12 protein-coding genes are annotated in these 13532 nt (G+C 70.7%); 8 read left to right on the top strand and 4 right to left on the bottom strand.

What is annotated here, in order from left to right:
• Position 1 precedes the first annotated feature (1 nt).
• A complete protein-coding gene (locus tag AC067Z_RS07505; RefSeq protein WP_478788522.1) occupies positions 2-1000 on the bottom strand; it encodes a TAXI family TRAP transporter solute-binding subunit in 999 nt (332 codons plus the stop codon).
• A 126-nt stretch (positions 1001-1126) separates the two neighbouring features.
• On the opposite strand from AC067Z_RS07505, the gene miaB reads away from it, so the two are divergent.
• The gene (gene miaB, locus AC067Z_RS07510) at positions 1127-2617 is read left to right on the top strand and encodes a tRNA (N6-isopentenyl adenosine(37)-C2)-methylthiotransferase MiaB (RefSeq protein ID WP_478788523.1); all 1491 of its coding nucleotides are present in this window, start codon (positions 1127-1129) and stop codon (positions 2615-2617) included.
• Positions 2618-2647: 30 nt separating this feature from the next.
• Positions 2648-3355 carry a class III extradiol dioxygenase subunit B-like domain-containing protein gene (locus tag AC067Z_RS07515; RefSeq protein WP_478788524.1) on the top strand — a complete coding sequence of 236 codons (708 nt, stop codon included), beginning with the start codon at positions 2648-2650 and terminating at the stop codon, positions 3353-3355.
• Between the two features lie 91 nt (positions 3356-3446).
• On the opposite strand, the gene AC067Z_RS07520 is transcribed toward AC067Z_RS07515, so the two are convergent.
• Both AC067Z_RS07520 and AC067Z_RS07525 read right to left on the bottom strand, forming a co-directional pair.
• Complete coding sequence (locus tag AC067Z_RS07520; RefSeq protein WP_478788525.1) at positions 3447-3692, bottom strand: antitoxin; 246 nt, start codon at positions 3690-3692, stop codon at positions 3447-3449.
• Between the two features lie 33 nt (positions 3693-3725).
• Positions 3726-4049, bottom strand: a complete 324-nt coding sequence (locus AC067Z_RS07525) for a hypothetical protein (protein WP_478788526.1) — start codon at positions 4047-4049, stop codon at positions 3726-3728.
• A gap of 181 nt (positions 4050-4230) precedes the next feature.
• Here AC067Z_RS07525 and miaA point away from each other — a divergent pair, with 181 nt between their 5' ends.
• The 6 genes from miaA to hflX all read left to right on the top strand — a co-directional run bounded on the left by miaA (position 4231) and on the right by hflX (position 12129).
• The gene (gene miaA / locus AC067Z_RS07530) at positions 4231-5169 is read left to right on the top strand and encodes a tRNA (adenosine(37)-N6)-dimethylallyltransferase MiaA (protein ID WP_478788527.1); all 939 of its coding nucleotides are present in this window, start codon (positions 4231-4233) and stop codon (positions 5167-5169) included.
• Between the two features lie 106 nt (positions 5170-5275).
• Complete coding sequence (locus AC067Z_RS07535) at positions 5276-5716, top strand: hypothetical protein (protein ID WP_478788816.1); 441 nt, start codon at positions 5276-5278, stop codon at positions 5714-5716.
• Positions 5717-5789: 73 nt separating this feature from the next.
• Positions 5790-6704 carry a diaminopimelate epimerase gene (gene dapF / locus AC067Z_RS07540; RefSeq protein ID WP_478788528.1) on the top strand — a complete coding sequence of 305 codons (915 nt, stop codon included), beginning with the start codon at positions 5790-5792 and terminating at the stop codon, positions 6702-6704.
• 140 nt (positions 6705-6844) lie between these two features.
• Positions 6845-8923, top strand: a complete 2079-nt coding sequence (locus AC067Z_RS07545; RefSeq protein ID WP_478788529.1) for a RelA/SpoT family protein — start codon at positions 6845-6847, stop codon at positions 8921-8923.
• Between the two features lie 76 nt (positions 8924-8999).
• The gene (locus AC067Z_RS07550) at positions 9000-10463 is read left to right on the top strand and encodes a M1 family metallopeptidase (RefSeq protein WP_478788530.1); all 1464 of its coding nucleotides are present in this window, start codon (positions 9000-9002) and stop codon (positions 10461-10463) included.
• Positions 10464-10638: 175 nt separating this feature from the next.
• Positions 10639-12129: a GTPase HflX gene (gene hflX / locus AC067Z_RS07555; RefSeq protein WP_478788531.1), complete on the top strand. Its 1491-nt coding sequence runs from the start codon at positions 10639-10641 to the stop codon at positions 12127-12129.
• Between the two features lie 136 nt (positions 12130-12265).
• On the opposite strand, the gene AC067Z_RS07560 is transcribed toward hflX, so the two are convergent.
• Complete coding sequence (locus tag AC067Z_RS07560; RefSeq protein WP_478788532.1) at positions 12266-13435, bottom strand: trypsin-like serine peptidase; 1170 nt, start codon at positions 13433-13435, stop codon at positions 12266-12268.
• Positions 13436-13532: the final 97 nt, after the last annotated feature.

Here is a 13532-nt window from a genome sequence, read left to right on the forward strand (position 1 = left end):
GTTACGGCTTCGCCGACCGGTAGTAGCGCCGCGCGCCCTCGTGCAGCGGCAGCGGGGCCGTGTACACCGCGGTCCGCAGATCGACGAGCTGCGCGGGATGGACCGTGTTGCCGATGTGATCACGGCTGTCGATCACCGTCCGGGTGAAGCCCTCGGTCATCGCGGGATCCGTCCGGTCGGTGGTCACCAGAAGGTTCGCGACCGCCACGGTGGGCACCGGTGCTCCGCCCTGCGCCTTCAGGTACGTGTCCGCCGGCATCACGGCGGAGCGGTAGTAACTGGTGGTCTCGCCCGTTGCGTGGAGGTTGTCGACAAGCTCAGGTTCTACCGGGACCAGCCGGATCTCGAAACGCTCGGTCAGCTCCTGCACCGTGTTGGTGGGAAGGCCGCCCGACCAGAAGAACGCGTCCAGGGCTCCGTTCTCGAGCCGTCCGGGCATGGTGTCGATGCCCGCGGGGACGGGGGTGATGTCCCGCCGGGGGTCCAGCCCCGCGGCTGTCATGAGCCGGTCGGCGAGCAGGCGGACTCCCGAGCCCTCCTGGCCGACGCCGACCACCTTGCCCCGAAGATCGCGTACGGACTTCACCGACGAGGTGCGGGGCACTATCAGATGCACGTAGTCGTCGTACAGGCGCACGCACCCGCGCAGCCGGTCCGCACCCGGCAGACCTTCCCGCTTGTACTTCGCGACCGCGTCGGCCGTGGCGATGGTGAAGTCCGCCTCACCGGATGCCACCCGGGCGAGGTTCTGCTGGGAGCCCTCGCTGGTGCGCAGGTCGATCTCGACATCGGGCATGTCCTTCGCCAGCGCCTCTTCGAGCAGGACGCCGTAGCGCTGGTAGACCCCACTGCGCGAGCCCGTGCTGAAGGTCAGCTCCCCGCTCGGCGACGTACGCCCGAAGGGCAGCAGCCACCACATCAGCAGCCCGAGTACCACCAGTGCGGCCGCCGCACCCGTGAGGGCACGGCGGCGGCTGATGCGGATGGTGGCGGGGAACATGGGCGCGATCCTGCCAGCTCATCGGGCGTGCTGGCCAGGCCCGTCCTGCGCGCACCCGCCTCCCCGGCCCGTGGCCGTGAACGCAGGGGCGCGGCAGCACCGCGACCCCGTACCCTGGTTGGCGCGATGAGTGCGAAAACTTACGAGGTGCGCACCTACGGGTGCCAGATGAACGTCCACGACTCCGAGCGGCTGTCCGGCCTGCTGGAGGACGCCGGCTATGTGCGTGCGCCCGAGGGTGCCGACGGCGACGCCGATGTCGTCGTCTTCAACACGTGCGCGGTGCGGGAGAACGCCGACAACAAGCTGTACGGCAATCTCGGCCGGCTCGCGCCGATGAAGACGAAGCGTCCCGGGATGCAGATCGCCGTCGGCGGCTGCCTGGCCCAGAAGGACCGCGACACCATCGTCACCAAGGCGCCCTGGGTGGACGTCGTCTTCGGTACGCACAACATCGGCAAGCTCCCCGTGCTCCTGGAGCGTGCCCGCGTCCAGGAAGAGGCGCAGGTCGAGATCGCCGAGTCGCTGGAGGCGTTCCCCTCCACGCTGCCGACGCGGCGTGAGTCCGCGTATGCCGCCTGGGTCTCGATCTCGGTCGGCTGCAACAACACCTGCACCTTCTGCATCGTTCCTGCCCTGCGAGGCAAGGAGAAGGACCGCAGGCCGGGCGACATCCTGGCGGAGATCGAGGCATTGGTCTCCGAGGGCGTCTCCGAGATCACCCTGCTCGGCCAGAACGTCAACGCGTACGGCTCCGACATCGGCGACCGCGAGGCTTTCAGCAAGCTGCTGCGCGCCTGCGGAAAGATCGAGGGCCTGGAGCGGGTGCGGTTCACCTCGCCCCACCCTCGTGACTTCACCGACGACGTCATCGCCGCCATGGCCGAGACGCCGAACGTGATGCCGCAGCTGCACATGCCGCTGCAGTCCGGTTCGGACACGGTCCTGAAGGCGATGCGCCGCTCGTACAGGCAGGAGCGTTTCCTCGGAATCATCGAGAAGGTGCGTGCGGCCATTCCGCACGCCGCGATCTCCACCGACATCATCGTGGGCTTCCCCGGCGAGACCGAGGAGGACTTCGAGCAGACGATGCACACGGTGCGCGAGGCACGCTTCGCGAACGCCTTCACCTTCCAGTACTCCAAGCGTCCCGGCACCCCCGCGGCGACCATGGACGGCCAGATCCCCAAGGAGGTCGTCCAGGAGCGCTACATGCGCCTGGTCGCCCTGCAGGAGGAGATCTCCTGGGGCGAGAACAAGAAGCAGGTCGGCCGCACCCTGGACGTCATGGTCGCCGAGGGTGAGGGCCGCAAGGACGGCGCCACCCACCGGCTGTCCGGCCGCGCCCCCGACAACCGCCTCGTCCACTTCACCAAGCCGGACAACGAGGTGCGCCCCGGCGACGTGGTGACCGTCGAGATCACGTACGCGGCGCCGCACCACCTCCTCGCCGAGGGCGCGGTGACGTCCGTGCGGCGCACCCGCGCCGGTGACGCGTGGGAGAAGCGCAACGCCGCGCGGGCGGCGAAGCCTGCCGGAGTCATGCTGGGCCTGCCGCGGATCGGCGCGCCCGAGCCGCTGCCGGCCGCGTCCGCACCCGGCTGCGGCTGCGACTGACGTCCCCGCGTACGCACTAGGCTGGCGATCATGCTTGTCGCCGCCGCCGTCTGCCCCTGCCCCCCGCTCCTGGTACCCGAGGTCGCCGCAGGGGCCGCCCCCGAGCTCGACGCCGCTCGGGACGCCTGCGCCGACGCCGTGGGAGTGCTGGCGGCCGCCAGGCCGGACCTGCTTGTGGTCGTCGGACCGGCGGGTGAGACCGAGAGCGGTCCCTATGCGGGGGGTACCGCCGCCTCGTTCCGCGGTTTCGGTGTCGACCTCGGCGTACGTCTCGGTGCCGGGCCCGAACGGGACCGGCAACTGCCCCCCTCGCTCGCCGTGGGGGCCTGGCTTCTGGAACGTGCCCACTGGGCCGCCTCCGCGGTGGAGGCCCTCGGTGTGGGCGAACGGCTCGGAGTCGAGGACTGCGCCGCCGCCGGACGGGAGATCGCGGGCCGCGCGGAGCGGGTGGCCCTGCTCGTGATGGGGGACGGCAGCGCTTGCCGGACGCTCAAGGCGCCCGGATACCTCGACGAGCGCGCGGCCGAGTTCGACCGGCAGGCGGCCGAGGCGTTGGGCGGCGCGGACGTGGACGCATTGCTGGCGCTGGACGAGTCGCTCGCGCACGCGCTCAAAGCGGTGGGACGGGCGCCGTGGCAGGTGCTCGCGGGTGCCGCGCAGGGGACGGCGCCGGCAGGCCGGCTGCTCTACGAGGACGCGCCGTACGGAGTCGGCTACTTCGTCGCAGCCTGGTCCTGAGGCGTACGGGCAGCCTGGTCCTGAGGCTTACGGGCCCGAACGGCCGGGCGGCCGCGGAGCGATACGCTCCACGGCCGTCCGTCGCCCCGTTTCAGCGGGCCGGCGGTGTGGTCCCGCCGTGCCCTTCGTCTCGGTGCGCGATGCGGCCGAGGGCCCCCTTGGCCTTGCCCGTGCCCGTCTCGATCTTGCCGCTGTACTTGCCCTTGGTCTTGTTGTCGACCGTCCTTGCGGCCTTGTCCAGGCTCTGCCCGATCCGGCCTTCGTGCTGCTGGGCCAGGCCGGAGACCTTGTCCTTGGCAGGGGCGAGCTTGGCCTTCACGTTGTCCAGGAAGCCCACGGTTCACCTTCCTTCCTCATCCCTCGCAGGGACCTACTGCCGGGCGCCTTCCCCGGTCTCGCTGTCCGCCGCTTCCTCGGCCGACTGCTGCTTGGGGATGTCCACCGCCGGGGCGACCGCGCCGTCACCGGGCGTCTCTTCTGCCGCCTCAGGCACCTCAGGCGCCTCGGGCACTGCCTCGGCAGTCGTCGGTCCACCGGTCGGGCTGTCGGGGGCGGTGTCGGAGGGGACAGCGGCTTCGGAGTCGGATGCGGCGCCGGCCGGGGGCTCCGCCGCCGGGGTGGCGGCCGAGGTCTCCGGATCCGACGCCTCGGCCGTCGCCACAGACTTGGTGCGGAACCATGAAAAAACGCCCATATTTACTCCATAGCCTACTCGTGCGGGCGAAGTTCCGTGTCGCCCGGAGCGTCCTGTTGCGCCGCTCGCGGGTGCCGGTCCGAAACCGGCGCCGGGAACCTCGCAACAGGAAACGAACGTGACTGCGGACCGTCACCTCGCTCGTTCGGGGACATGCCCGCAGGTTTGCGAAACTGGGGCCGTGAGAAGTGCAGCTCCCGCACCGCGGGTCATCGCCGTCGTCGGTCCCACCGCGGCCGGAAAGTCCGATCTGGGGGTCTTTCTGGCCCGGCGCCTGGGCGGTGAGGTCGTCAACGCCGACTCCATGCAGCTCTACCGGGGGATGGACATCGGCACCGCCAAACTGACGACCGAGGAACGCGGCGGCGTCCCGCACCGGCTCCTCGACATCTGGGACGTCACCGAGGCCGCGAGCGTCGCCGAGTACCAGCGGCTCGCCCGGGCGGAGATCGACCGGCTGCTCGCGGAGGGCCGCACCCCCGTGCTCGTCGGCGGCTCCGGTCTCTATGTGCGCGGCGCGATCGACGCCCTCGAATTCCCGGGCACGGACCCAGAGGTCCGCGCCCGGCTCGAGGAGGAGCTGACAGTGCGCGGCTCCGGCGCGCTGCACGCCCGTCTCGCCGCCGCCGATCCCGATGCGGGCAGGGCGATCCTGCCCAGCAACGGCCGCCGCATCGTCCGGGCGCTGGAGGTCATCGAGATCACCGGCAGGCCCTTCACCGCCAATCTCCCGGGCCACGACGCCGTGTACGACACCGTGCAGATCGGCGTCGACGTGGAGCGGCCCGAGCTCGACGAACGCATTGCGCGCAGGGTGGACCGGATGTGGGAGGCGGGGCTGGTCGACGAGGTGCGCGCCCTGGAGGCGCAGGGCCTTCGCGAGGGGCGCACCGCGTCCCGTGCGCTCGGCTACCAGCAGGTGCTCGCGGCGCTCGCGGGGGAGTGCACCGAACAGCAGGCGCGCGACGAGACGGTGCGCGCCACAAAACGCTTCGCGCGCCGTCAGGACTCGTGGTTCCGGCGCGATCCGCGCGTGCACTGGCTCAGTGGTGCCGCGGCGGACCGGGCGGAACTTCCGCACCGAGCGCTGGCGTTGATCGAACGAGCGGTCACAGCCTGATCACGTGATGGCATCGGGACGCTCCGCCCGTCATGTCGGCCGCCGGGAGCGTGCCATCATCGAGCATCGATCGACAGCAGAGTCCGAGTTGGGAGGGCGCGTGGCGATGGAGGCCGGCCCTCGCGACACCGAGCGGGAGCGCCGAGATGCCGCGGAAGGCACCTCGGGGCTGAGCCCGGACGGACCCGACGAGCAGGATGTCGTCGCCGACGAGGTCGAGGTGGAGCTGCGTCCGCCGCGCCGTCTGCGCATCTGGCAGCTCGCCCCCATCGTCGGCCTGGCCGCCGTCGGCTCCCTGATGTTCGCCTTCCCGCTCGCCTTCGGCACGGGTGACGGCGGCGCGGTCGTCGCCATGCTGGGGCTGCTGATCAGCTGCTGTGCGGCCGGATGGGGAGTGATGGCCGCCCGCAGGGTCGGGCACACCTGGCCCGGCCTGCCCGCCCGGGGCTCGGGCGAGCGCCCCGACTGGCGCGTCATCGCCCTCTACGTCGGCGTGGGCGCGCTGCTGGTCGCGCTCGCGGTGTGGCGGGTGGCCCGACTGCGGTGAGGGGCCGGGGCCCGCGCGCCAGGAGATCGCTCCGAGGCGCCCGCGCGGCCCGCTGTCGGACCGGCCTCGTACGATGGGGGACGTGAGCACCTCGCAGACCCCGCCGGTCCCCTTCCTCAAGGGCCACGGCACGGAGAACGACTTCGTGATCGTCCCCGACCCGGACAACCGCCTCGACCTGCCCGCGGCGGTCGTGGCCAGGTTGTGCGACCGCCGCGCAGGCATCGGCGGTGACGGACTGCTCCACGTCGTCCGGTCCGCGGCTCACCCCGAGGCCGAAGCCATGGCCGACGAGGCCGAGTGGTTCATGGACTACCGCAACGCGGACGGCTCCAAGGCCGAGATGTGCGGAAACGGCGTCCGGGTGTTCGCCCGGTATCTCCAGCGCGTCGGTCATGTCGGCGCGGGGGACCTGGCGGTGGCGACGCGGGGCGGCGTCAAGCGGGTCCACATCGCCAAGGCCGCGTCCGACGGCAGGCAGGGCGCGGGCGACATCACGGTCTCGATGGGACGTGCGCTGCTCCCCGAGCAGGGCGTGACGGTCACGGTCGACGGCCGCAGCTGGCCCGCGCGGAACGTGAACATGGGCAACCCCCACGCCGTCGCGTTCGTCGAGGACCTGGACCACGCGGGCAACCTCTACTCGGTCCCCCCGTTCAGCCCGCAGGCGGTCTATCCGGACGGCGTGAACGTGGAGTTCGTCGCCGACCGCGGCGAGCGCCATGTGGCCATGCGGGTGCACGAGCGGGGTTCCGGCGAGACCCGCTCCTGCGGCACCGGTGCCTGCGCGGTCGCGGTCGCGGCCGCCCGCAGGGACGGCGTCGACCCTGCGGTCACGGGTGCCCCCGTCACGTACACCGTCGATCTGCCCGGCGGCCGGCTGGTGATCACCGAACGGCCGGACGGTGAGGTCGAGATGACCGGCCCCGCGGTGATCGTGGCCGAAGGGTGCATCGAACCGGCCCTCCTCGAAACGGCGATCGCATAGAGCTTCGCTCGAATGGGTGATCCGTTTCACGCTGAGCGAGAGCTGGACTGCGCCACGTGGTGGGCTCGGTAGCATCAAGCACCGGCCGGGAGGCACGACCTGACCTTCCCACCGCCGGTCGAAGCCGCCGGAGGTGCCCCATGAGTGCAGAGGCCGCCAACCCTGGTGCCCACAGTCGCAGGCGCGGCCGCCCAAGGATCGACCTCCGCCGGCTGGGCCGCGCCGCGCTGATGGGCCCCACGGGCCGGGACCGGCTCCCCGACGCGATCGGCCATGTCGTCGACGCACACCGCGCACACCACCCCGACGCCGACATCGCCCAGTTGCACAAGGCGTATGTGCTGGCGGAGTCATCGCACCGGGGCCAGTTCCGCAAGAGCGGCGAGCCGTACATCACGCACCCGCTCGCCGTCACGCTGATCCTGGCCGAACTGGGCGCCGAGACCACCACGTTGACCGCTTCACTGCTCCACGACACCGTCGAGGACACCGAGGTGACACTCGATCAGGTGAAGTCGGAGTTCGGTGCCGAGGTCTGCTACCTCGTCGACGGGGTCACCAAACTCGAGAAGGTCGACTACGGCGCCGCCGCCGAGCCCGAGACCTTCCGCAAGATGCTGGTCGCCACCGGCAACGACGTCCGGGTGATGTCGATCAAGCTCGCCGACCGGCTGCACAACATGCGCACGCTGGGGGTGATGCGGCCCGAGAAGCAGGAGCGCATCGCCAAGGTCACTCGTGATGTGCTCATCCCCCTCGCCGAGCGGCTCGGCGTGCAGGCGCTGAAGACTGAGCTGGAGGACCTGGTCTTCGCGATCCTGCATCCCGAGGAGTACGAACGCACCCGCGCCCTGATCGCCGAGAACGCCGCCGCGTGCAATGCGCTCTCCTCCATCGCGGAGGACTTCACCACGGTGCTGCGCGACGCCGGCATCACGGCCGAAGTCCTCATCAGGCCACGGCACTTCGTCTCCGTTCACCGCGTCTGCCTCAAACGCTCCGACCTGCGCAGCACCGACTTCGGGCGACTGCTCGTACTCGTCGCCGAGGATGCCGACTGCTACGGAGTGCTCGGCGAGCTGCACACCTGCTTCACCCCGGTGATCTCCGAGTTCAAGGACTTCATCGCCGCGCCCAAGTTCAACCTGTACCAGTCGCTGCACACCGCCGTCGCGGGACCTGACGGCGCCGTCGCGGAAGTCCTCATCCGCACGCACCAGATGCACAAGGTCGCCGAGGCCGGCGTGGTCGCGCTCGGCAATCCGTACGTACCGACCGAGGCGACGGAGCCCCCGGACGGCGAGCGTGCCGACCCGACCAGGCCGGGCTGGCTCTCCAGACTCCTGGAATGGCAGGAGTCCACCCCCGACCCCGACACCTTCTGGACCTCCCTGCGAGCCGACCTCGCACAGGACAAGGAGATCACCGTCTTCCGTGCCGACGGACGCGCGCTCGGCCTGCCGGCCGGTGCGAGCTGCGTGGATGCCGCTTACGCCCAGTACGGCGAGCAGGCGCACGCCAGCATCGGCGCCCGGGTCAACGGCCGTCTGGCGACGCTGAGCACCCAGCTCTGCGACGGCGACACCGTGCATGTGCTGCTCGCCCAGGACGGATCCTCGGGCCCGTCACGGGACTGGCTCGACCATGTCCGTACACCGGCGGCGCGTATCGCCATCAGCGGCTGGCTCGACGCCCACCCGGAAGGAGTGAGCGCGCAGGCGGCCGAACCGCGGCGGCCCACGCCACGCGCGGCCGACCGGCCCGCCACGGCCAACGCGGTCGTCGACCTCCCCGACGCGACGGTGCGGCTGGCCGGCTGTTGTACGCCCGTGCCACCGGACGCCGTGACCGGCTTCGCGGTACGCGGGGGCGCCGTGACCGTCCACCGCGAGGAGTGTCCCGCTGTCGGCCGGATGGAGAGCGTCGGCCGCAAACCGGTAGCGGTGCGGTGGGGTGACACGGCCGAGTGCCGGGTGACCCTGGTCGCCGAGTCGTTCGGCCGGCCCCGACTGCTGGCCGATCTCACCGAGGCGATCGCGACCGAAGGCGCTGCGATCGTCTCGGCGACCGTCGAACCACCGAGCCAGCAGCGGGTACGGCACACGTACACCCTCCAACTCCCGGACGCCGCCGGGCTTCCGGCCCTGATGCGCGCGATGCGGGACGTCCCCGGTGTGTACGACGTGAGCCGGACCCAGCATCCGGCGGCAACCGGCTGACCTCGTTCGGGTGGGGGCGGCGCCCGCCGTCGCGCGTCGTCGCGACCGCCGCAAGGCCCGCTGGTAGCGGTAGGACATGCTGTACACCCCCCGGCGCCGTCTGCGTGCCGTACTGCTGGCCGCCGCGTCGGCCACCCTTGTCGCCGCCACGTTGCCCGAGCCCACGGCGCTCGGCATCGGCGACAGGCTCTTCCCCCAACTGGGCAACCCCGGCTACGACGTCATCGCCTACGACATCTCCCTCACCTACCGCGGCAAGAACACGAAACCGCTCGACGCCGTCACCAAGATCGACGCTCTGGCGAACCGCTCTCTCGACCGGGTCAACCTCGACTTCACCCATGGAACGGTCCGCTCGGTCGAGGTGAACGGAAGCCCGGCCGACTTCGCGTCCGCCGGCGAGGATCTCGTCATCGAGCCGGCCTCGGCCGTCGACAAGGGATCGCGCTTGGAGATCACCGTGACGCACACGAGTGATCCGCGCGGGTCCAACAGCGCCGGAGGGTGGGTGCGTACAGGCGACGGGCTCGTGATGGCCAACCAGGCCGACGCCGCCCACCGCGTCTTCCCCGGCAACGACCACCCCGCGGACAAGGCGTACTTCACCTTCCGCGTCACCGCGCCCAAGAAGATGACCGTCGTCGCCAACGGGCGGCGCGTCGCGAAGGCCACGGTCGGCACGAACTCCTCGTGGGTCTACCGGACCGCCGAACCCATGGCGACCGAGCTGGCCCAGGTCGCCATCGGCCGTTCGGCCGTCGTCGAGCGGAGGGGCCCGGGCGGGCTCCCCCTCCGGGATGTCGTCCCCGCCGCAGACCGGACGAAGCTCGAGCCCTGGCTGAGGAAGACCCCCGGCCATGTGGCGTGGATGGAGCAGAAGGTCGGCGGCTACCCGTTCGAGACGTACGGTGTGCTCATCGCCGAGGCCGACACCGGGTTCGAGCTGGAGACACAGACGCTGTCGCTCTTCGAGCGCTCCCTGTTCACGGGTACGGCGTACCCGGAGTGGTACGTCGACTCCGTGATGGTCCACGAACTGGCCCACCACTGGTTCGGCAACAGCGTCTCGCCCCGCACCTGGTCCGACCTGTGGCTCAACGAGGGGCATGCCACCTGGTACGAGGCGCTGTACGCGCAGGAGAAGGCGAAGCAGCCCCTGGTGAACCGCATGCGGCAGGCCTACCAGCTCTCCGACGGCTGGCGCGCGGCCGGCGGACCGCCTGCCGCCCCCGCCCTGCCCGCGCCGGGGCAGAAGCTCAGCCTCTTCCGTCCGGTGGTCTACGACGGCAGCGCCCTGGTCCTCTACGCCTTGCGGCAGACGATCGGGCAGAGCACCTTCGAGCGCCTGGAGCGTGCGTGGGTCACCGAGTACCAGCACGCCACCGCGAGCACGGAGGACTTCACCCAGCTCGCATCCCGCGTCGCCGGGCGTGACCTCGGCAGCTTCTTCAAGGCATGGCTGTACGGCAAGAAGACACCGCCGATGCCCGGCCACCCGGGCTGGCGCAGTCAGGCCCCCGCCGCCCGCAAGGCCCGCTGAAACCCGGGTGACGGCCTCGGTACGCCCGTGCGACCATCAACAGGTCGACGGCCCGGGCGGCAGTACGGAACCCCTCCGGGGAATCTTCCGGGGCCGTCACACGTTGTCACACACGAACGGGCAGACTCTCGCGGACTTGCTGTCCGCATCGCCCTCCCACCGACCTAAGGATCCAATGACCTCCTCTTCTTCCCCTTCCCAGGACGAGCAGAGCTTCGCGGATACGCGCCCCGAGAGCCTTCGGGCCGATGCCCTGATGGAAGAGGACGTCGCCTGGAGCTACGAGATCGACACCGAGCGGGACGGCGATCAGTTCGACCGCTCCGAGCGGGCCGCGCTGCGACGCGTGGCGGGCCTCTCCACCGAGCTCGAGGACGTCACCGAGGTCGAGTACCGACAGCTGCGCCTGGAGCGCGTCGTGCTGGTCGGTGTCTGGACATCGGGGACGGTTCAGGACGCGGAGAATTCCCTGGCCGAGCTGGCGGCACTCGCGGAGACCGCGGGCGCGCTGGTGCTCGACGGGGTCATTCAGCGCCGCGACAAGCCCGACCCGGCCACCTACATCGGCTCGGGCAAGGCGCAGGAACTCCGCGACATCGTCCTCGAGACCGGAGCCGACACCGTCGTCTGCGACGGTGAGCTCAGCCCCGGTCAGCTGATCCACCTCGAGGACGTCGTCAAGGTCAAGGTGGTCGACCGCACCGCCCTGATCCTCGATATCTTCGCCCAGCACGCCAAGTCCCGAGAGGGCAAGGCGCAGGTCGCGCTCGCGCAGATGCAGTACATGCTGCCGAGGCTGCGAGGCTGGGGTCAGTCGCTGTCACGACAGATGGGTGGCGGCGGCGGTGGCGGCATGGCCACGCGTGGTCCCGGTGAGACCAAGATCGAGACGGACCGGCGACGGATCCGCGAGAAGATGGCGAAGATGCGCCGGGAGATCGCGGCCATGAAGACGGGCCGCGAGATCAAGCGTCAGGAGCGCCGGCGCAACAAGGTGCCCTCCGTCGCGATCGCGGGATACACCAACGCCGGAAAGTCCTCCCTGCTCAACCGCCTCACCGGCGCCGGTGTCCTGGTGGAGAACGCCCTGTTCGCCACCCTGGACCCGACCGTCCGCCGGGCCGAGACCCCGAGCGGCCGGATCTACACCCTGGCCGACACCGTCGGGTTCGTACGGCATCTGCCGCACCACCTGGTCGAGGCGTTCCGCTCCACGATGGAGGAGGTCGGCGACTCCGACCTGATCCTGCACGTGGTGGACGGATCGCACCCGGCACCGGAGGAGCAGCTGGCCGCTGTGCGCGAGGTGATCCGCGACGTGGGCGCGTTGGACGTGCCCGAGATCGTGGTGATCAACAAGGCGGACGCGGCGGACCCGCTGGTACTGCAGCGGCTGCTGCGCGTCGAGCGGCACGCGATCGCCGTGTCGGCCCGCACCGGTTCGGGTATCGACAGGCTCCTTGAGCTGATCGATGCCGAACTGCCGCGGCCCGAGGTCGAGATCGAGGCGCTCGTCCCGTACACCCAGGGCGGTCTCGTCTCCCGCGTCCATGCAGAGGGCGAGGTGATCTCCGAGGAGCACACCACGGAGGGCACCCTGCTCAAGGCCCGAGTGCACGAGGAACTGGCCTCGGCCCTCGCCCCGTACGTGCCGGCGACCCGCTGACGCGTTACCGCATCCGACAGACCGGAAGGCCCGCCCCCCCGTGAGGGAGGCGGGCCTTCCGGTCTTCCGCCGCGGCCCGGGGCAGTGCGGCTCGAACCGCCCTGCGGGCGGGGGACCGGCTGCGCCCCGAACCTGCCTACCTGCCTGCGAACTTGTCGCTCAGCATCGTGTAGATCTGCTGCGCGCCCCGGTCCAGACGCGGTCCCGCCAGCCAGCCCGACGTGACCGGGCCGATGGAGGTGTTGGAGACGAGGACGGTCTTGCCACCCGGCTGCCGCACGAACCAGCCGCCACCCGAGGAACCGCCGGTCATCGTGCAGCCGATGCGCCACATCGTCGGCGTGCCGGGAGCGATGGACAGTCGTCCGGGCTGGTCCAGGCACTTGTGCATGATCGCGCCGTTGTACGGCGGCGCCGCCGGGTAGCCCCAGGCGCCCATGGTGCCGATGCTCTTCGCCTCGGGGGCGTCGAAGTCGACGTCGAGGGCCGCGCCGACCGTCTCCTCGAGGGACTTGGTGCCCTGCTCGGGCTTCACATGCATCACGGCGTAGTCGTAGGGGGCTCCCGTGCCACCCGTCGGGCCGCCCTGGTCGATCCACTCACCCGAGGTGGCGACCCAGTCCGCCCAGTAGACGCCGTACGGGGCGACCTCGTGCGGTTGAGCCTGCTCCACCGCGGCGGGGGACTTGCCCTTGTCGTTGTAGGCGGGGACGAAGGCGATGTTGCGGTACCAGCCGCCGCTCTGTCCGGCGTGCACGCAGTGGCCCGCGGTCCACACCATGTTGGACTTGCCCGGGTTCTTCGGGTCCTTCACGACGGTCGCCGAGCAGACCATCGGTCCTTCGGGCGCGTCGAAGAAGACCTTGCCGACCGGTGCGGCGTTCTTGTGGTACGGCTTCGTCTCCTCCTGGGCCTGCACGGGGCGCGGCTCGGGGTCGGTGACGTCCTGGTCGCCGGAGATGTCACCGGCGGCGAGCGTCTTCGTCGGCGCCTTGGCCGTCGTCATGCGCTCGGGCTTCCACAGGCCCTCGATCACCGGGTTGACGAAGTCCTTGGCTTCACGAAGCCACTTGTCCTTCTGCCAGTTCTTCCACTCGCCGTTCTTCCACTTGTCCAGGTCGACACCGTGCTTCTTGAACGTGTCGGCCAGGTCGGCGGGAAGCCCAGCCTCTCCGCCGTCTGCGCCTGCTGTGGAGGCGGCGGGCTTGTCGGCCGCCGCATCCTCGCTCGGGCCGCATGCGGTCGCCGTCAGGGCAAGAGCCGAGACGAGCCCGGCGGCAGCCAGCAACGGACGTATGGATCGCATGAAAACGTTCCCCCTGAAGTGCTTACCAAATGTGCCATGAATGCGGGTGCACCTGGCGCCGGAGGCGATACGCCCCAGCGCTTGCCATGACCGTGTC

It is taken from the genome of Streptomyces sp. NPDC043812, assembly GCF_056436245.1.